Origin of the sequence: Geobacillus kaustophilus, from assembly GCF_000948285.1 — a bacterium.
Lineage (GTDB): Bacteria > Bacillota > Bacilli > Bacillales > Anoxybacillaceae > Geobacillus > Geobacillus thermoleovorans_A.
Genome location: NZ_JYBP01000003.1, coordinates 183,453 through 203,095, shown reverse-complemented (window position 1 = coordinate 203,095; position 19,643 = coordinate 183,453). Strand labels below are relative to the sequence as shown.

General features: G+C 56.7%; 20 protein-coding genes. All 20 read right to left on the bottom strand.

Going from position 1 to position 19,643, the window contains the following annotated elements; genetic code table 11:
• A complete protein-coding gene (locus LG52_RS01535) occupies positions 1 to 915 on the bottom strand; it encodes a R2-like ligand-binding oxidase (protein ID WP_023633828.1) in 915 nt (304 codons plus the stop codon).
• 47 nt (positions 916 to 962) lie between these two features.
• Positions 963 to 2,453 carry an aldehyde dehydrogenase family protein gene (locus tag LG52_RS01530; RefSeq protein ID WP_031212584.1) on the bottom strand — a complete coding sequence of 497 codons (1,491 nt, stop codon included), beginning with the start codon at positions 2,451 to 2,453 and terminating at the stop codon, positions 963 to 965.
• 58 nt (positions 2,454 to 2,511) lie between these two features.
• Positions 2,512 to 2,940 (bottom strand): hypothetical protein, encoded by a 429-nt coding sequence (locus LG52_RS01525; RefSeq protein ID WP_044730575.1) that lies wholly within the window; start codon positions 2,938 to 2,940, stop codon positions 2,512 to 2,514.
• A 172-nt stretch (positions 2,941 to 3,112) separates the two neighbouring features.
• A complete protein-coding gene (locus LG52_RS01520) occupies positions 3,113 to 4,219 on the bottom strand; it encodes a Zn-dependent alcohol dehydrogenase (protein ID WP_011232248.1) in 1,107 nt (368 codons plus the stop codon).
• 27 nt (positions 4,220 to 4,246) lie between these two features.
• Positions 4,247 to 4,573, bottom strand: coding sequence for a hypothetical protein (locus LG52_RS01515; RefSeq protein WP_011232249.1), 327 nt, complete (start codon positions 4,571 to 4,573; stop codon positions 4,247 to 4,249).
• Between the two features lie 16 nt (positions 4,574 to 4,589).
• Complete coding sequence (locus tag LG52_RS01510) at positions 4,590 to 6,335, bottom strand: ABC1 kinase family protein (RefSeq protein WP_011232250.1); 1,746 nt, start codon at positions 6,333 to 6,335, stop codon at positions 4,590 to 4,592.
• Between the two features lie 20 nt (positions 6,336 to 6,355).
• Complete coding sequence (locus tag LG52_RS01505; RefSeq protein WP_023633825.1) at positions 6,356 to 7,498, bottom strand: thiolase family protein; 1,143 nt, start codon at positions 7,496 to 7,498, stop codon at positions 6,356 to 6,358.
• A gap of 72 nt (positions 7,499 to 7,570) precedes the next feature.
• Entirely contained in the window at positions 7,571 to 8,413 is an 843-nt protein-coding gene (locus LG52_RS01500) for an SDR family NAD(P)-dependent oxidoreductase (protein WP_044730574.1), read from the bottom strand.
• A 15-nt stretch (positions 8,414 to 8,428) separates the two neighbouring features.
• The gene (locus tag LG52_RS01495; RefSeq protein ID WP_011232253.1) at positions 8,429 to 9,220 is read right to left on the bottom strand and encodes an enoyl-CoA hydratase/isomerase family protein; all 792 of its coding nucleotides are present in this window, start codon (positions 9,218 to 9,220) and stop codon (positions 8,429 to 8,431) included.
• Between the two features lie 97 nt (positions 9,221 to 9,317).
• Positions 9,318 to 10,532 carry an acyl-CoA dehydrogenase family protein gene (locus tag LG52_RS01490; protein ID WP_044730573.1) on the bottom strand — a complete coding sequence of 405 codons (1,215 nt, stop codon included), beginning with the start codon at positions 10,530 to 10,532 and terminating at the stop codon, positions 9,318 to 9,320.
• Complete coding sequence (locus LG52_RS01485; RefSeq protein ID WP_044730572.1) at positions 10,529 to 11,671, bottom strand: acyl-CoA dehydrogenase family protein; 1,143 nt, start codon at positions 11,669 to 11,671, stop codon at positions 10,529 to 10,531. The genes LG52_RS01490 and LG52_RS01485 overlap by 4 nt, the downstream gene beginning before the upstream one ends.
• A 20-nt stretch (positions 11,672 to 11,691) precedes the next feature.
• Complete coding sequence (locus tag LG52_RS01480) at positions 11,692 to 13,227, bottom strand: class I adenylate-forming enzyme family protein (RefSeq protein ID WP_044730571.1); 1,536 nt, start codon at positions 13,225 to 13,227, stop codon at positions 11,692 to 11,694.
• 74 nt (positions 13,228 to 13,301) lie between these two features.
• Positions 13,302 to 13,646 carry an SCP2 sterol-binding domain-containing protein gene (locus LG52_RS01475; RefSeq protein WP_044730570.1) on the bottom strand — a complete coding sequence of 115 codons (345 nt, stop codon included), beginning with the start codon at positions 13,644 to 13,646 and terminating at the stop codon, positions 13,302 to 13,304.
• 142 nt (positions 13,647 to 13,788) lie between these two features.
• Positions 13,789 to 14,307: a hypothetical protein gene (locus tag LG52_RS01470; RefSeq protein ID WP_419761065.1), complete on the bottom strand. Its 519-nt coding sequence runs from the start codon at positions 14,305 to 14,307 to the stop codon at positions 13,789 to 13,791.
• A 214-nt stretch (positions 14,308 to 14,521) separates the two neighbouring features.
• Entirely contained in the window at positions 14,522 to 15,736 is a 1,215-nt protein-coding gene (locus LG52_RS01465; RefSeq protein ID WP_044730568.1) for an acetate kinase, read from the bottom strand.
• Positions 15,737 to 16,118: 382 nt separating this feature from the next.
• A complete protein-coding gene (locus tag LG52_RS01460; RefSeq protein WP_044730567.1) occupies positions 16,119 to 17,108 on the bottom strand; it encodes a class I SAM-dependent methyltransferase in 990 nt (329 codons plus the stop codon).
• Positions 17,109 to 17,270: 162 nt separating this feature from the next.
• Entirely contained in the window at positions 17,271 to 17,771 is a 501-nt protein-coding gene (gene tpx, locus LG52_RS01455) for a thiol peroxidase (protein ID WP_044730566.1), read from the bottom strand.
• A 123-nt stretch (positions 17,772 to 17,894) separates the two neighbouring features.
• A complete protein-coding gene (gene ytfJ / locus LG52_RS01450) occupies positions 17,895 to 18,356 on the bottom strand; it encodes a GerW family sporulation protein (RefSeq protein ID WP_044730565.1) in 462 nt (153 codons plus the stop codon).
• Between the two features lie 11 nt (positions 18,357 to 18,367).
• Positions 18,368 to 19,057, bottom strand: a complete 690-nt coding sequence (locus LG52_RS01445; RefSeq protein WP_044730564.1) for a DUF2953 domain-containing protein — start codon at positions 19,055 to 19,057, stop codon at positions 18,368 to 18,370.
• A 109-nt stretch (positions 19,058 to 19,166) separates the two neighbouring features.
• Entirely contained in the window at positions 19,167 to 19,637 is a 471-nt protein-coding gene (locus LG52_RS01440; RefSeq protein ID WP_044730563.1) for an RDD family protein, read from the bottom strand.
• Between the last annotated feature and the right edge of the window lie 6 nt (positions 19,638 to 19,643).

Here is a 19,643-nt window from a genome sequence, read left to right as displayed (position 1 = left end):
TCAGCGTTCCGCCTCACTCAACGTTTTTTCGAGCTCCTCGACGCTGTCATACCGTTTCGCTCGGCTGATTTGTTTTTTGCGAATGTTGAACTGTTTGACGACATAGTTGTTCAGCATGTCGTAGTCGATCTCGAGCGCATATGTGCGGGCGAGCTGCTGCTGGCGCTTTCCGAGCTCGGTCAAATAGGCGACGTAGCCGACGACATGCGGCCATAATTCGTCCATATAGCGGATGAACAACTCATAATATCGTTCGTTTTCATTGACGAGCCGTTGGATCGTATAAATGCCGAACTGAATGTGCCGGCCTTCGTCCATGTTCAAGTAATCGATCCCTTGGAGCAACCCTGGGAACAGCCCGGCTTTTTTGTAAATTTGCCGGAACGTGTAATAGCCCGATTCGGCGAGCGTCCCTTCGACGATCATGTTGTAGACGGTGGCGGCGCGGATGACCGCTTCCGGCGAGTCGTCGGTGTACAGCCGGTTCATCGCCTCCGGCAGCGCTTCGTAAAAAATGCGTTTATAATGGTCGTTATGGAAGACGGACAAGTCCATGGCCCCGATGCCGACTTCCTGCTGCCAGCGGGAAAACATCTCGACATGTTTCGCCTCATCATGCATAAACGTCGTCAAAAACATCACATCTTCGAGCCGCCCTTGGCGCGCGAGGGCGTTCGTCATCGGCAAAATATCGAGCGTCACGGCCTCCTCGCCGGCGGAAAAGCCGGCAACGAGCGGCAGCGCCGCGATCTTTTCTTCGCTTGTCAAACGCGCGAAATCTTCTTTGTCTTGGCTGAAATCGATGTCCGCCGGGTTCCATTTCCCGTTCCGCTTCGCTTTTTCATACAATTTGTACATCGGATGCTCCCAATCGATCGTTCCTTTCACCGTTTGAAATCCATCGTGATGGACCATCGTGATCTCCCTCCTTGAAATGCTCTATTAGGAAACCACCTTCGACCTTAAAACAAAGTCATCGGCCGGTCGTTCATATCGCAAATGACCGTTTTCGTTTCTAAATACGCTTCAAGCGCCTGCATCCCGAGCTCGCGGCCGAGGCCGCTCTGCTTATAACCGCCAAACGGCGCAGTCGGCGACAGCACTTGGTACGTGTTGATCCACACGGTTCCGCTTTTCACCCGCCGCGCTAAGCGGAGCGCCCGCTTGATGTCATTCGTCCAAACCGCCGCCGCCAAGCCGTAAATCGTATCGTTGGCAATGGAGGCGGCTTCCTCTTCATCTTGAAACGGAATGACAGCGGCGACCGGCCCGAAAATTTCTTCACGGGCGATGCGCATCGATGGCGATACATCGGCAAAGACGGTCGGTTCAATGAAATAGCCGCCGCCAAGCCCATCTAAAGCGCTCCCTCCCGCAACGAGCTTCGCCCCTTCCTGCTTGCCGATGTCAATGTAGCGCAATACTTTCTCGTATTGCTCCCGGCTGATGACGGGGCCAAGGTCGCTGCGCGCATCCGTGCCGGGCCCGACTTTCAGCTTTTTCGCTTTGCTGGCCAACAGCTCGACAAACGTTTCGTAAACCGGCCGTTCCACTAAAATGCGGCTCCCGGCCTGGCATACTTGCCCGGAGTTGTAGAACACGCCAAACAGCGCGCTTTTTGCCGCCTGTTCGAGATCGGCATCGGCAAAGATGATGTTCGGCGACTTGCCGCCGAGCTCAAGCGTCACCCGCTTAATGTGGGGAGCGGCCGCCTGCAAGATGTGGCGCCCGGTTTCCGTTTCGCCGGTAAAGGCGATTTTCGGCACGCGCGGATGGCGGACGAGCGCTTTTCCGGCCTCATCGAGTCCAGGCAGGACGTTGATGACGCCTTCCGGCACGCCGGCCTCATGGCAAATCTCAGCAAGCTTCAACGCCGTCAGCGGCGTTTCCGGCGCCGGTTTTACCACCATCGTACAGCCCGCCGCCAGCGCTGGGGCGATTTTCCACGTCGGCATCAAAAGCGGAAAGTTCCACGGGGTGATGAGCCCAGCCACCCCGATCGGCTCCTTCATCGTCCACGCCATATAATCCGGCGCCGAGCCGGCGACGGAAAACGGCAGCACCTCCCCTTGCGGCTTGACGACAAGCGAGGCGAAAAAGTCGAAGCAGTCGGCGGCGAGCGGAATTTCAATAAACAACGCTAGATTGATCGGCATGCCGTTTTCCCGCGTCATGAGCTGCGCCAGCTCGCAATGATGCTGGCGGATCAGTTCAGCGATGCGGCGCAAGATGCGTCCGCGCTCAAGCGGGGAAATGGCCAGCCAGCGCCGATCCGAAAACGCCTCTTCGGCGATGGCGACCGCCGCGTCAACATCGTCCTCGCCAGCGTTGGCGACGCGGGCCGTCACTTCGCCCGTCGCCGGGTCGATGACGTCAAACCGTTCGCCGCTGGCAGCCGGCCGCCATTCTCCATCAATCCATAAATCGGCTTCCGTCGTTTGCGCCGAAATCATTGTCATCTCCTCCTTTCCATCGCTCCACGTTCCCGATTGATCGGATCTTGAAACCAAGCTACGGCAATAAATCGCTCCGCCCGATTTCCTGCAAATAGTCGCGGTACGCCGGGTAAATGGCGTCAAGCTGCGGCAATACTTTCAAGGCGTTCACAAGCGGGCCTTGCACTTTGATTTGCTGGCGGGCGAGCGCCTGCTGCAAGTCGAGCTTCCCAAGCCAAAACTTATGCCCGACATCCGCCGTCTGCTCAAAAATGAGCTCCGGGCGCAGCGCTGTTTCGCCGCAGATAATTTTCAATTTCCCATTTTCATGCGTCCACGTAATTTTCGCTTCCGGCTTATGGAAAATGTATTGGACAAACGCGTCATATCCAGGTCCTAGCTCCGTCGCCGCAATCAATTCTTTTGACTCTTCCGTTTCGGCCACGCGTTCAAAAAAGCGGCCGAGAACGTCGTATACTTCCTGCTCGCTTTGAAACACCGGCATGTCAATCCCCCTCTCGTCTCGATCGTTCCACGTTTTTTTCGATCCCCTTGTTTGCCCGCCCAAACACCGGCCTTCCCGTTTTCGTCCAAGGGCAGATGGAACGCCCTCTTTCCGACCGCCCAACGGCTTCTCTTGTTTGTTCACCCAAACGCACGCGGGGCGGCTTGTCGTCTCATTCTTCAAAGCGAATGATGCCGCGAATGTTTTGCCCGCTCTTTAAGGCGGCGAATCCGTCGTTGATTTGATCGAGCGAATAGACGGCGCTGATGAGCGGTTCGAGCTTCAGCTTGCCCGCCGCGTACAAATCAAGCAGCTTCGGGTAGTCAATCGGCGGATTGCCTTGGCCAAGCCAAGAACCGGTCAACGCTTTGGATTGGGACGGCAGCGAAAAGGCGTTGATCTCCACCGCTTCATGCGGCGCGGCGATGCCGACGATGACCGTCGTTCCCGCTTTTCGCGTCATGTTGTATGCGTCGGCCATCGTCTCCGGGCGGCCGATCGCTTCAAACGCATAGTCGACGCCGATGCCGTCGGTCAAGTCGAGCACGGCGCTGACGGCATCGTCCTCGCGGGCGTTTACGGTGTGCGTCGCCCCGAACGTTTTCGTCATCGCCAATTTTTCCTCGACAATGTCGACGGCGATAATTTGTTTGGCCCCGGCGAGCGCCGCTCCTTGGATGATGTTGAAGCCGACGCCGCCGGCGCCAATCACAGCGACTGTGCTGCCCGGGCGCACTTGCGCTGTATGAATGGCGGCGCCCACCCCGGTCATGACGCTGCAGCTGATCAATGCCGCCAACTCAAACGGCACATCACGGCGAATCGGGATGGCTGCCTGCTCCGGCACGATGGTGTACTCGCTGAACGCGCCGGCGGTTAAAAATTGATAGACGGGTTTTCCATGCAGCGAAAAGCGCGTCGTCCCATCCGGCAGCGTGCCGGTCGCCATCAGCCGAGCCGCCTCCTCGCATAGATCGGGCCGCCCGGTGCGGCAATAGCTGCACGTCCCGCATGACGGCACCCAATTGAGCACCACATGGTCGCCTTGTTTGACACTTGTCACCCCTTCCCCGACTTCCTCGACAATGCCCGCTCCTTCGTGGCCGAGCACAATGGGAAGCGGGAGCGGCAATTGCCCTTGAACCACATGCCAATCGCTATGGCAAAGGCCCGCCGCTTTCATTTTCACTTTGACCTCCCCGCGCTTGGGGCTTGCCAAATCCAGTTCTTCGATTGACAGCGGCTCCCCGTAGCGGTGCAATACTGCGGCTTTTGCCATGTCGTTCCCTCCTTTTCCATCCGCCCATTACGCCCGCTTGCCGGCCATATCCGCTTCCTCTTCACGGATGCCGCGGCCCCGCAATGCATCCAAATAGGCGTCCCATTCCTGCTTGAGCGTTTCTTTCAGCTTGAAAAGGCCGATGACGAGCGGCCGGGTCGAATGGTCTTGCAAAAACACATCGCGGATGACATCCTCAAACTCTTCCTTTTTCCCCGGCAGGCCGTGGTCTTTCCCATACAGCAAATGCTTATCGAGCAACCGCCGGATCGTCGGGCTTCCCGGCCCGCCGCTTTGCCGGTAAAACGCTTCGATGCGCTTTGACATCGTCAGCTCTTCTTGTTCCTCGCGCATGTTCCTTCCTCCCTCTTTAAAATCGCGGCCGCTGTTTGCGCGTCCGGAACAGCCGCCAGCCAAGGAAAACGACCAAGATGACAGAAACGGCCAACCCGATGTTGGCGATCGTCGTTTTCTCCATGCCGAGAAACGTTCCGCCCGGGATGCTGGCGACAATAAACCCGGTGGCCATAATGATGGCAAACGCGATGAGGGAAAGCGCCAAACGGTTGGCGATTTGGTTGAGCGTATTGCGCGTCACCGGGTCGGTTTGGACTTGCACGGTCATGCGCCATTTGTTTTCGGCCATCGTCTCCAACACTTTGTTGAACCGGCGCGGGAAGGTGGCGATCATTTCCGCCGTTTCAGCGACAAGACTCGCGTTGGCGCGAAAATTAAAGCGCTTTCCGAGGATGCTTTTTAAAATTGGAATTTCATACGCCTCCACGACTTCGCCGTACGAAATTTCCGGGCAAATCCAGCGCGCCGTCCCTTCGGTGGCGGAAAATCCTTTCGCCCAAAGCGCCAAGCCGTTCGGGACTTTGCAGTAGTTGCGGAGCCCGATCGCCGTCGCTTCAAGGACGAGGCGGCCGTAGTTGTAGCGGCTGCTCCCTTGATGGGCGGACACATAGTTTAACGTCAACGTCCGCAGTTCATCTTTCAATTTGACAACATCGGTGTAAATGGTGGGCGACATCAGTTCCATAAACACTTCGGCGGCGTCTTCCGCCTGGTTGAGCTGGATGTGCAAAATGACACGCATCAAAATTTGCGCCATCACGCTGTCCATCCGCCCGGTCATCCCCCAGTCGATGATGACCGCCTTTTTCGTCCGCTTGTCGATCATAATGTTGGAACCGTGGGCATCCGCATGATAATGGCCGTCGAGCATCGTTTGCACGTAATGATGGACAAGATCGATCATGATGTTGATCCGCTCTTCGAAGGTGAGAAAATCGACAGGGAAGTCTTTAATGAGCCAGCCGTCAATGTATTCCATGATCAAGACGCTTTTCGTCGCTTCATACACGTGCGGAACCGTGACATGTTCAGCCCTCCTTTCGTACTTTTGCTTCATTTCTTGCATTTTTCTTGCTTCTTCCGTCATGTCCAGCTCATCCATGGCGCTGCTGTAATAATCTTGCACGAGCCCCCCGAGGTCAAGGGCGGCCTGCAGTTCAGGCGGCAGCCGCTTTTGCAGGCGGGCGGCCATTTTTTTAATGATGGCGATATCGGTTTGAAACAGTTTTTCGACCGTCGGGCGCACGACTTTGACCGCGACAACCGGCCCGTCTTTAAGTTTCGCTTTGTACACTTGAGCGAGCGACGCCGAGCCGAGCGGCTCCTCCTCAATCCATTCAAACGTCTCCAAGCCGTCAGGCAGCTCCCGCTCCAAAATGTATTCGATTTTGGCAAACTCAATGGGCGGCACCCGGTCAAGCAATTTCTCCAGCTCAAGCGTAATCGGCTCTGGCAATAAGTCTTGCCTTGTGACAAGCACCTGCCCGAGCTTGATGAACGTCGGGCCGAGCTCCTCAAACGCTAGGCGCAGCCTCCGGCCGATATGGTGCAAATATTGTTTGTCTCCCTCGTTCCCTCGCAGCTTGCGGGCAATGGCGTCGCCCAGCACCATGCCAAGCCCGTTTTTGACAAGCACAGCGATGATTTTCCGCCGCCGTTTTCCCGCCGTAATGGCAGCCAGCTCCTCTTCAATGGCAGCGCCAATGGCCGCAAAGTCGCGCGCTGGTTTTGGCTTGGCCGTTTCGAGTGATGCGTGCAACCCGCTTTCCTCCTTTCTGCTTACAGCCGCTCGATGATCGTGGCTGTCGCCATGCCAAAGCCGATGCACATCACTTGCAATCCGTATTTCCCGTCCATGTCCTCAAGCTCATGGAGCAGCGTTGTCATCAGCCGGGCGCCGCTCGCGCCGAGCGGGTGTCCGAGGGCGATCGCTCCGCCGCGCGGATTGACTTTTGCCATATCCGGCTCGAGCTCCCGCTCCCACGCCTTCACGACCGAAGCGAACGCTTCATTGATTTCGATGACATCGATTTGCTCAAGGCGCAGTCCCGTTTTTTCGAGCACGCGGCGCGTGGCCGGGATGACGCCCGTGAGCATCAGAATCGGATCTTCGCCGACGACCGCGCGGGCGACGATGCGGGCTCTCGGTCGCAAACCGAGCTGCCGGGCTTTTTCTGCCGACATGAGCAGCACGCCCGCCGCTCCGTCGCTCACTTGGCTTGAGTTGCCGGCCGTGATGACACCGCCTTTTGGCTGAAATGATGGCGTTAACGCTGCTAACTTTTCGAGCGAGGTGTCGCGCCGAATCCCTTCGTCGCGGGTGAAGGACACCGTCCCCTCCTCGCCCGGCACGTCAAGCGGAATGATTTCCCGCTCAAACATCCCGCGGTCGGTTGCCGCCGCCGCTTTTTCATGGCTTTGCAAGGAAAACGCATCAAGCTCTTCCCGCGACAATCCCCATTTTTTCGCGATCATCTCCGCAGAAATCCCTTGCGGCACGATGTTGTACCGACTTGTCAGCTGGCGGCTGAACCGCCCCATGTCGCTTCCCATCGGAACGCGCGTCATGCTTTCGACCCCGGCGGCGATGGCGATGTCGATGTCGCCAGCCAAAATCGCTTGCGCCGCGCTATGGATGGCCTGCTGACTCGAGCCGCACATCCGGTTTAAGGAAAACGCCGGCACTCCGACCGGAAATCCGGCGGCGAGCACCGCTTGGCGGGCGATGTTGCCCCCTTGCTCTCCGGTCATCGTCACACAGCCGACGATGACATCTTCCACCAGGCCGGCATCCAGCCCATTTCGGTCGACAAGCGCCCGCAGCACCGGAACAAGCAAATCGACCGGATGGACGCTTGAGAGCGCCCCTTTTTTCTTGCCGATCGCCGTGCGCACGGCGTCAACAATCACCACTTCCCTCATGCCGCTCCTCCTGTTCTTTGTGAAAATCGAATCTCCTCCGATGGCACGCCTCAAAACGCAGCGGCCGTTTCGTCAAAACGTAAACAATTCAATGCCGCCTGATACGTTCAACCCGATCCCAGTAATGTATTTCGCTTTATCCGAGCAAAGGAACACGATGGCGTTGGCGACGTCTTCCGGTTCGCCCGGGCGGCGGAACGCCGTGCGCTGGATCATCCGCTCGTTCATTTTCGGATTGCCCATGCGGAACGCTTCTGTATTGATGATGCCCGGCACGATGGCGTTGACGGTGATGCCGTAGCGCGCCCCCTCAAGCGCCATGCTTTTCGTAAAGCTCAACACCGCTCCTTTCGTGGCCGAATAGCTCGCCTGGCCAAAGCCGCCAAGCGTCCCGGCGACGGACGACATGTTGATGATCCGCCCCCATCTTTGTTCTTTCATATACGGCCATACCGCTTTTGTACAGTTGTACGTGCCGGTCAGGTTCACCCGCAAATCGCGCTCCCAAAACTCATCGTTTTGCTTTTCGATTTGCGAAACGTGGTCGAGCGTGCCGGCGTTGTTGACGAGAATGTCAATGGAACCAAACTCTTCCTTGACGCGGGCAAACACTTCTTTCACTTGCTCGCGGTCGGTGACGTCCATTTTGAGAGCCAGCGCCCGCCGCCCCATGGCGCGAATGTCTTCCGCTGTCTTTTCGGCGTACACCACTTTTGTACTCTGCATCACTTGTGAGAGCGGCCCATATTTTTGCGCCGTCTGTTTGCTTTCTTCATCCGATTCGAGCAAAATATCGGTAATGACGACATCCGCTCCCGCTTCGGCAAGCGCCAAGGCATCCGCGCGCCCGAGGCCGCGTGAGGCGCCGGTGACGACCGCCACTTTTCCTTTCAGCAGTTCCGCCCATGACGACATCGGTGATCCCTCCGTTTAACGTAAAAATTGCGGTTGTTTCTTTTGGAAAAACGCCGCCAGCCCAATCGCCGGCTCTCCTGTCTTAAACGTTGCCGCAAATGACGCCGCTTCGATGCCAAATCCGTCTTCTGGAAGCCCTTCGGCCGCATAGATGGCCCGCTTGGCGAGCCCCATCGCCCGCACGGCCCCTTCTGACAGTTGCTCGGCAAACGCCGACGCCTCTTCTTCCAACCGCTCCGGGGGCGTGACGCGATGAACAAGGCCGAGTTCGAGCGCTTCTTGCGGGTCAAGCCGTCTGGCAAGAAAAATGAGTTCCGTCGCTTTCGCCCGCCCGACGAGGCGCGTCAACCGCTGCGTGCCGCCCGCGCCGGGAATGAGGCCGAGCGAGACTTCTGTCAGGCCGATTTTGCCGCCGCCCATGATGCGGAAATCGCACGCCAGGGCCAATTCACAGCCGCCGCCGAGCGCATAGCCGTTGATGGCCGCGATGACCGGCTTCGGCATCGTCGCGAAGCGGTCGAAACAGCGCTGCATGCGGGCGCTTTGTTCGGCGATGCCCGCTTCATTGCCGGCAAACTGGGTTCCTCGCTGAATCATGTCCTTTAAATCAGCGCCGGCGAGAAACGTTTTCGGATGGGCCGACGCGATGACGACAACGCGCACTCCGCGGTCGGCTTCCAATTCATCGGCCGCTTTCTCCAATTCTTCCATTAATCGCTCGCTAATGGCGTTCGCCGGCGGGTTGTGGATCATCACCCAAGCGACTCCTTTGTTTCGCCGCTCTATGCGCAACGTTTCATAAGGCATCGGAATTCCCCCTTTCGTTCAATCGAACCGGCAAACTTCACAAATGATCATCGCTCTCCACCGCGAGCGGAGATGTTTGGGTCGCCGCCTCGCTCTTCTATACGTGCACGCCGTATGGCGCATACAACCGTCTTGCTGTGACAAGTCGCTGGATTTGCTGCGTGCCTTCGAAAATGTCAAACACTTTCACATCGCGGTACAATTTCTCGACCAAATGTCCGTCAAGGCCGACTGGTCCGAGCAGCTCGAGACACATCGCACATACATGAAGCGCCATGTTGCCGGCTACTGCCTTGCAGACAGCCGCTTCCATCGCATTCGGCTCGCCGATGTCGGCTTTCCACGCCGCTTCCCATGTTAAAAGACGCGCCGCATTGATTTCTTGCTCCGCCTCGGCAAGCAGGGCGGCTGCTTCATAGTACAACCGTCCTTGTTTCGGGTATTCGCTGCGAACGATGTCAAGCGTATATTCATAGGCGGCGCGGGCGATGCCGACGGCCATGGCAGCGACGATCGGGCGTGTGCTGTCAAACGTTTTCATCGCCACTCGGAAGCCGGACGGTTGATTCGCGTTTGCGCTATACAGCTCTTCACCGCCAAGCAAATGTTCATCGGGAACAAAGCAGTCTTCGAACAAGAGCTCCGCGGTTTCGTTGGCGCGCAGGCCCATCTTATGAACGACGCGCGTCGCACTGAAGCCTGGCGTCCCTTTTTCGACGACAAATGCCCGGTGACCGGCGCGCCCGAGTGTCGGATCGACGGTGGCGAACACGACGACCCAGGAAGCGCGGGCGCCGTTCGTGATGAAAATTTTTTGCCCGTTTAAGATATAACCGCCATCGACTTTCCTCGCCGTCGTGCGGATGCCGGACGCGTCCGAGCCGGCTTCGGGCTCCGTCAGCGCGTAAGCTCCCCAGCGCGGCTCCTCCTTCGTGAAAATGGACAAAAACCGCTGCTTCTGCTCCGGCGTGCCGCTCGATTGAATCGGCGGTCCGCCAAGGCCGGGGCCGGGAAGGGACAGAGCAATGCCCGGGCAGCCCCACGCAAGCTCCTCGGCGGCGATGACCGCCACGCGGTTGCCTTCGCGTTCTTTTTTCTCTTTTTTCCCTTCCGAATGAGACAGCGGACGCCCCCCGCTGAACGAGGACGTATTCAGCTGAATGCCCATTTTGTTGACTTTCTTGAGCCATTCGTCCGGCACCCGTCCGAGCCGGTCGGCCTCAAGCGCAATCGGGCGCATTTCATGTTTGGCGAACCAATGGACGAGCTCTTTGATTTGTTTTTGCTGCGGCGAGAATTCAAAGGAAATCATGGCGCCACCCTCTCTTTCCGTTTGCCCAGCAGCTGTTCGCCGCGGCGGATGAGCCAGTCCGTTTCCCGGCCGTACAGCATCACTTGCGCCTGGGCGTCGCGCATCCATTTTTCGACTGGATATTCTTGCACGTACCCGTGCCCGCCGAGCATTTGCACGGCCTGATCGGTGACGTAGCGCAGCGAACGATGGGCCCGGGACAACGCGCTCCAGGCGCAGCCGTCCGCCTGTTCATCCCCTCGGTCAACCGCAGCAGCCGCTTGCCATACAAGCAGTTTCGCCCCGCGGCAGGCAAACGCCATCTCTGCGATCGTAAACGACACCCCTTGGAACTTGGCGATCTCTTGGTCGAACGCTTTTCTTCCAGCCGTATATTCGACCGCGTAATCGAGCGCCGCCTCCATCAAGCCCACTTCCTTCGCCGCTTCGATGACTTGATTTCGCGCGCGTACGCGGTGAAGCAATGTTTCCGCTTCCGAGCCGCGGGCAACGAGTTGTTCCGGACCGGCGTACACTTCCGCAAACCGAAGGCGCGCGATGCCGGAAGTAAGCAGCCCAAGCCTGATGTCTCCTTCTTCGATCTCCCATGCTCGCTCATCAAAGGCGAGCAATACCGTTTCCTCTTCTTCGTCCCTAGCGGCGATGACCGCCCAGTCGGCTTTTGACGCCAAGCGGACTGGAGACGACACCCCGTCCACAATATATCCGCTGCCGCGCCGGCGCACGCGAATCGCTTGCTTCAGCGGTTCCTTTTGTCCTGCTTCATCGATCCACGCGACGGTCGGCCTTCCTCCTTTCGCCATTTCCCGATACCGATGCCATACGCGGTGTTCAGAAGAGAGGCGAAAAAGGGATGATGCCTCCCCAGCCCCCGGAAGCCCTTGAACGACGCCCAAATCGCCGTAGCTGAGCCCTTGCCAAATGAGCGCTTGCGACAGAAGCGGCAGTTCCAGGCCTCCCCACGATTCCGGGAGCTCGAGCGCCGACAAGCCGAGTTCGTCCACCCGGGCAATCAAGTCAGCTGAAACGGTCCGGCGCTTCTCGCACTCCCTCGCAGCCGGGCGAATTTTCTCGACGGCAAGGCTGCGGGCGACTTGAAAAAACGCCTGTTCTTCTTCAGTCGGTTGAAACGAAATCACCTTGTCCCTCTCCTTTTCCTTTACGATTGAACAGCGGAAATAAACTCGCTGGCCCATTCACGCAGCTTCTTTTTGTCCACTTTGCCGATCATGTTTTTCGGCAAATAGCCGACCTTTTTCAAGAAGCGCGGGCTTTTGTATTTCGCCACCCGCTTTTGGCAAAACTCGATCAGCTCCTCTTCGTTCACTTGGGCCCCGCGCCTTACGACGACATACGCGGCGACTTCTTCTCCCATTTTCGGCGAAGGGACGCCGACGACGCCGGCTTCAAGCACATCGGGGTGAGACATGAGCAATTCCTCGATATCGCGTGGGTAAATATTGAATCCGCCGCGGATGATGACGTCTTTTTTCCGGTCGACAATAAACACATACCCATCTTCATCGATGAGCGCCATATCGCCGGTGTACAGCCATCCGCCGCGCAACGCCTGGCGAGTCTCTTCTTCTTTTCCGTAATAGCCTTGAAACACGTTCGGACCGGAGACGATCAGCTCCCCAACTTCATTTGGCGGCAGGCGGTTGCCATTCTCATCAACGACCGCCACCTTGACGCCGGGCAGCGGCAGCCCGACCGACCCCGGCTTGATCGGCTTCGTCGGATCGGTCGCCGTCACGATCGGCGCTGCCTCAGACAATCCGTACCCTTCCAAAATCAAGCAGCCGAACTTGCGCTGAAACTGACTAGCGAGCGAAGGCGGGAGCGACGCTGAGCCGGACACGCAAGCCGCCAGACTCGATGTATCGTATCGGTCGGCATCCGGGTAATGGCATAACGCGTGGAACATCGCCGGCACCATCGCCGTATGCGTCACACGATACCGTTCGATCGTCTCCAGCACTTTTTTCGGCTCGAAATACGGCAAAAGAACGACGCGATCGCCCAATAACAGCGCGACGTTCATCATCGTAAAGCCAAACGCGTGCGAGATCGGCAACACCCCGAGCCCGACGCGGTCATATTCGGTTGGCAGCCGCTTCGCCATCTCGGCCGCAGCTTCGGCGTTCGTGTACAAGTTGCGGTGCGTCAGCACGACCCCTTTCGGCTGGCCGGTCGTTCCCGAAGTGTAAAGCAAGGCGGCCGGATCGTGTTCGCTGATCGCCACCTGCGGCATGCTGGTTGGAGCCTGCTCCATTCGCGTCCGCAAAGAACGCGGTGAAGCGGCGTCATCCAGCGTCACAATCACCGGCGGAGACGGCAGCTCATGGGCGGCGTCTTTCACCTTTGTCCACAGCATTTCCGCCGTCAGCACGACTTTCGGTTCGCAGTCTTTGAAAATGTAGCGAAGCTCTTGCGCCTGCAGCAGCGGCAGCACCGGCACGACAACCGCCCCTGCCTTCAAGACGCCGCTGAAGGCGACGACGGCTTCCGGGCTGTTCGGCATCGTTACAACAACGCGATCGCCCGGCTTGACCCCAAGTTCGATCAAAACATGAGCCAACTGAGAGGAACGGGCATCGCAGTCGACATTCGTATATTCCCGCCCTTCAAAGATGAGCACCGGATACGCGCCGTATTGCTCCATATTGTTCTTCCAAATCGCCCGCAAGTCCATTTTCCTGTCCCCTTTACCCAAATTCCGCCGGCCGGGGCTCCCCCTGCCGGAAGTCTCGGCCGGCAGCCGTCCGTTCACTGTTTAGCGCTGTTATAAGCCCCCAACACTTCTTGAAGCCGCAGCGCCAACCCCATATCTCCGTCAATGCGGAGCCGCCCGCTCATAAACGCTTCCGTTCCGTTGAGCTCGCCGTTCACCATTTTTTTAAAATCTTCGCTGTCCATGCTGAGCGTGCAATCCGGCGTCTCTTGCTCCCCCTCGATGACAAAGCCGGCATCAGGGCGAAGAACGACTTGGTACACCCCTGCATCAGCGCCGCTTAAATTGAACTGGTACACGGCAACAATCCCTTCAGCTCTGGAAATGTCTTCTTTCAATTGTTGATCGATCAGCGCAAACACTTCTTTGACACTAGGCATCATTGTACCTCCTGACTATTTAGAATGATCAGAATTTTTGTTGTGCACTTTTACTATAAAACGCTTTCAAACAATCATCCATCCCGACCTTTTTCGGAATTTTTCCTCATCGTTATGGCTGTGCCCCCGACGTTCCTCCCTCCTAACGCCGCAACGCGCGAAGCAAATCTTTCTCCCCGATCAGCTCCAAATACCGCCAATAAAGAGGGAAAGCAGGCACGATGCGCGGCACAAGCTGCAACGCCTTCATTTTCGAACCTTTCGCCTTCATTTTCCCTGTCAGAAGGGCGAACGGAAGCTGAATGTTTCCCCCCCAAAATTGGTGCGCAACATCGCCGCTCGTTTCAATGCGAACATCGGGGCGCGTGATTTCTTTGCCGAGAAGGACTGTGTATTTCTCCGTCTCCTTCTCCTGTTTCGCGTCAATGCTGATGATCGCTTCCGGATGGGTAATGGCAAACACAACGGCGATGCGGGAGCGGCTGATATCGGTTCCAATCCGGTTGATTTGCGCCAATTCATCTCCGTGTTCTTGATAGGACGGATGGCTCCCCCACCATGAGCGAAGCTCCTCCCATGTCCGTTCGCGCGCCGGAATCATCATAAATTCGCCGATGACGCGGTACAAATGATCCGTATCGCGGAAAACCGGCACAGTCATCCCCCCCTTTTTCTTCCGTTCTCTCTCCTTACCATAAAGGAAAGCACCTCTACTCACAATTCCGAGTTTTGACGGGGAGAGGGACGCAATGTTCGCCCTGCCATCCTAGCCGCCTTTCCTTTTCTCATCGCTTTCTGTCCGGCTTGCCAAAGAAAAAAGGCTGTTCGCAAAAGATCGTGTTTTGATCTTTTGGAACAGCCTTTTACTCGTTGCTTCATGAAGCTCTTTGGCTTGTCGTTTCCAAATTCGCCAGCCGCATGACGTCGCGGGCGATCATCAACTCTTCATTGGTCGGGATGACGAGCACTTTGACCGGCGAGTGCGGGTAGCTGATGAACGCTTCTTTGCCGCGCACTTTGTTTAGAATAGGATCCCAGTACACCCCCATGAACTCGAGGCCGCGCAGCACTTTGGCGCGCACGACTTCGCTGTTTTCGCCGATGCCGGCCGTGAAAATGATGGCATCAACGCCGCACATGCGTGCCGCGTATGAGCCGATGTATTTATGAATGCGATTCGCAAACACTTCAAGCGCGAGTTCCGCGCGCTCATTTCCTTCGGCTGCCACCTTTTCCAAGTCGCGCAAATCGCTCGAGATGCCCGACAGACCGAGCATGCCGCTCTTTTTGTTCAGCACTTCAATCACTTCATCGGCGGTCATTCCCGTTTTTTCCATAATGTACGGGATGAGCGCCGGGTCGATGTTGCCGGAGCGCGTCCCCATCGCCACGCCGGCTAACGGCGTAAAGCCCATGGAAGTGTCGATCGACTTGCCGCCCTCGACCGCTGCGATGCTCGCTCCGTTGCCTAAATGGCACGAGATGAGGCGCAGCTGTTCGATCGGCCGGCCGAGAAGCTCCGCCGCCCGCTGGGTGACGTATTTGTGCGACGTGCCGTGGAAGCCGTACTTGCGGATGCCGAACTTCGTGTAATACTCATACGGCAAGCTGTATAAAAACGACTGTTCCGGCATCGTTTGGTGGAACGCCGTGTCAAACACCGCCACCGCCGGCACGTCCGGCAGCACTTCCTGAAACGCCCGAATGCCGACGAGGTTGGCCGGGTTATGGAGCGGGGCGAGCTCGGACACTTCTTCAATTTGCTTGATGACGTCCTCGGTGATGAGCACCGAATCGCTGAACTTCTCCCCGCCGTGAACGACGCGGTGGCCAATGCCGTCAATTTCGTCAAACGAACGGATAACGCCGTAGCGAATGAGCTTATCAAGCAACATTTTGACGGCGGCAGCATGATCCGGAATGGCCGTCACTTCTTGATGCTTTTCGCCGTTCACGACGATGGTGAAGATCGCATCGTCAAAGCCGATCCGTTCGACGACCCCTTTGGCCAACACCGTTTCCGCCGGCATCTCAAACAGCTGAAATTTCAACGAGGAACTTCCCGCATTAATGGCTAGCACTTTCGCCATCGAACATACAGCTCCTTTTTTGCCAAAAATCCGCTCGCGCTTACCGTTAGTGTGCGCGATTGGGCGCCGTTTCACTATGCCTTTTTCATTGTATTCCTCCCGTTTCCGCGTTTCAAGCGCGGCCTTGTTTCGCAACCGGTTGCAAAAAAAAGTTTTTATGTTGTGAAAAATACAAACGGCGCTGGCCAAAAAGGAAGGTGAAAAACAGCGATTCTTCGATGAAGAAAAGAACAACATTGACCATCTTGAGCCAAGAAGCCCCCACTTCCACGCGTGAGCGCAAGGGGAGGAGAAAAAGGCGGCATCCCATTTGGCGAAAGGGCTTGGCGGCATCGATGCAATAATTAAAAAAGGGCGTCCCGCTGTGTGGGACGCCCTTTCGTCAACGTTCTTTTTCTTCGGCGATCCAGGCGTCGATTTTCGCCATCATCGCCTGCATCGCCGACTTGTTTGAAAAACGAGGAAGCTCAACAAGCAGCACGTGTTTTGGCTTTTTGACATTCGGTCCTTTCTTTTGCAAAATAAACACGCTTTTGGCCGCCTGATCATTTTTAAACATCGACAGCGGCAGCTGCAAGACTCCTTGGACGATGGCCGCTTCTTTTAAAAATTCGTTCAGCTGCCCCGCCTGCGGGCTCGAGAACAGCGTATTCGGGATGAGGAAAAACAAGTAGCCGCCCTCTTTTGTATAGCGCAAGCTTTGCTCGATGAACAAATGGTGGGCATACGACCGCCCTTCCTTCGCTTTTAAGGCGAAGCGGGCGGCATTGTCCTCATCCGGGTAATAGCCGACCGGCAAATCGCAGACGACGACGTCAACCGGCTCGACAAACAGCGGCCTTAGGCTGTCTTGGTTAAACAGCTGCACCGGATGCTTTTGCAAGTTCGCGTTGACATAGGCCAATTTGACAAGCAAATCGTCGACATCGCTGCCGTAGCTAGCCGCCTGTTTTCCACGAAGGCCATTTAACACCGCCGTCAATAAATTCGCCGTGCCGACGGCCGGATCGAGGATCGTCAGCGCCAAATGCGAGCGCGTAAACTCGCGGACTAAATAGGCCAAAAACAAACTGACCGCATCCGGGGTCATTTGATGATGCGGCTGGACGTGTTTGCGCATCCCTTTTAACACCGCAAGCTGAAACGCCTTGCGGATCTCTTCGTTTTGAAACCGTTCCAGCATCAGTTCGCGATACTGCTTTTTCAGCCGTTTCGCGTTCAGCTCGCTCACTTCGCTTTGCAGCACGTCGCCATGGAACAAATTCTCCCCCGTCTCCGCGACGGCCTCCAAATACGTGCATTGCAATTCTTCTTGCAAAATCTCGGCTGTTTCGTCCAAAACCGTAAACATTCGTTCGACCGGCGTCATCATGTCAAGGCTTCCCTCCTTTCTAGCCGCTCCCCTGATCCTTATTGTACGCCCGCTTGGCTTCACGGGCAAGAAAGGGCGGCGGAAACGAAACGACCCCGAACGAGTCGGGGCCGCTGTGATCAAAGCGTGCAACCTATGCAGGCGGATGTCCGCCGCTCATCGTTATTTCGCCGCTTTCGCCGCTTCAATCGCCGCTTCGTAGTTCGGGTGGTTCGTCACTTCCGGCACGTATTCGACATACGTCACCGTGTCGTTGCTGTCGATGACAAACACGGCGCGGGCAAGCAAGCGCAGTTCTTTGATCAAGACGCCGTATGCCTGTCCGAACGAGACATCGCGATGGTCGGACAACACTTGCACGTTCTCGATGCCGGCGGCGCCGCACCACCGCTTTTGCGCGAACGGCAAGTCGACGCTGATCGTCAGCACCTTGACGTTGTCGAGCTTCGCCGCTTCTTCGTTGAACCGGCGCGTTTGCGCGTCGCACACACCGGTGTCAAGCGACGGAACGACGCTGATCAGACGGACGCGCCCTTTCGTATCCGCGAGCGTCACTTCCTGCAAGTTTTGATCAAGCACGGTGAAATCCGGCGCTTTGTCGCCGACTTTCACTTCGTTGCCGACAAGCGTCACTGGCTGCCCTTTAAACGTCACATGGGCCATGGGTTCTCTCCCCCTTCGGAAAAAATATGTACTATTTCCATAGTAAAATGCGGAAGGAAATTTTTCAACGATTTTGTCCGTCCGCGCCAGCTGACAGAAAAACGCCGGACGCAAACGGTCCGGCTAAATATCAAAGTCGTTCGCTGTTTCGGATGCCGCGCCGTCTTTCTTATTTTTCTTCAGCATCGCCTGAATCTTCTCGAACGCCTGCGGCGCGACATCAAGAATTTTTTCGTATAAGTGCGTGCTTTCGTCCAAATGGAGCAGCTTCACCCCGGACGAGTTGACGACGAGAAACGCAATCGGCGTAATCGAGACGCCCCCGCCGCTGCCGCCGCCAAACGGATGCCCATGGCCTTGAGCCTGCCCGTTCCCGCCGGGTTGCGCTCCTTGGCCGTTTTGTTGGCCGTCCAGCATAAACTCGCTGCCACCCGCGGCAAACCCGAACCCGACTTTCGAGACGGTCAAAATGACGCTGCCGTCAGGCGTCTCCACCGGGTCGCCGATAATCGTATTGACGTCGATCATTTGTTTTAAGTTTTCCATCGCTGTTGTCATCAGCCCTTGAATCGGATGGTTCGTCATCGTCATTCCTCCTAGTAGCCTTCATTTGCCTGCTTGGCCGCCAACGGTTTTCGCTTTGGCAGCCGCCGTCCGCGCCAATGTTTGACCACTCGCAATCCTGCTACCATAGCATGCCCGATTCGAAACTGAATCATACATAAAAACGCCGTTTCCGAAGCGGCCCGATCGTAGGCCGGAACGATGGCGACAACGGGCGTTGTTTTCATGTTCATATAGCGGCTCGCCGCGCCGATGATCATGTATTTCAACGACCAGCCAAGCCCTGCGAGCAAGCCGGTCGATGCTGCGTCGCCAGTGCCAATCGTCGTCTTCCATTCCCATTGCATAATCGTCACGTGACGGTAAAATTGTTTCATAATTTCATGCAAGTCGGCGACTTGCTCGAGAAACCGCTTCAGCTCTCGAAACAGGTCGGCGATTTTTTTTACGGTCAATTTCCCTTTCTTTTCCTCCTTTCCGCGCGTCCCCCCCATGCCTTTTTTCTGGAGAAACGCCACCCCCGGCGCATCTGAATCCATGTCCAGCTTGATGAGCGGAATGCGGACGGTGTAGCGGAGGAGGCCAAACAGCGTGCGCACCACGATTTTGCATTCATCGTCGTCTTTCATATGGCGAAACACGACCGTCACCGATACTTTTATCCAGGCGACGAGAAGAAGCAAAAGAACAACCGTTGCGATGACCGCGATGACTGCTTTCAATGTCCGCCCTCCCTTTCATCATACATTGTCGCCATTTGGAAAAAAAATAAACCTGCCGTTTCGGCAGGCGGACATTGGTTGACGGTCTGTTCTTAATGCAGGCGGATTGTTACTCGCGGACGACGATCGTATCGGCGAACTGGTCATGCATCCCTTTTTTCTTTTCGGAAAACGCAACAAACAAAAAACCGATGAACAGCAATTTTTTCGCGATGAATTTGCCGATGACTTCGCGAAACAGCACAGTGAGCCAGGTGAGCGGCTCGCCGCGCTCATCGACCACTTTTAAGCCGAACACCATTTTGCCAAGCGTCTGCCCAAACCATTTCGTCATCAACACGAAATAAGCATAAAAGACGACGGCGGCCGCGACCGCCGCTGGCGCGAACAAACCGTTCCGCGCAAGCGGCCAATCGAACAGGCGGAAAAGCGGCCAAACGATGAGCCGGTTGAGGCTCGAGACAACGATGATGTCAAGGCAATACGCCCAAAAACGAAGCCAAAAGCCGCCGTAGCAGAGGGGGCGCCCAGCCGGCGGAAAATCGTCCGCCGGCGGCACCGTTATTTGCATGTCCGTCATGTTTCC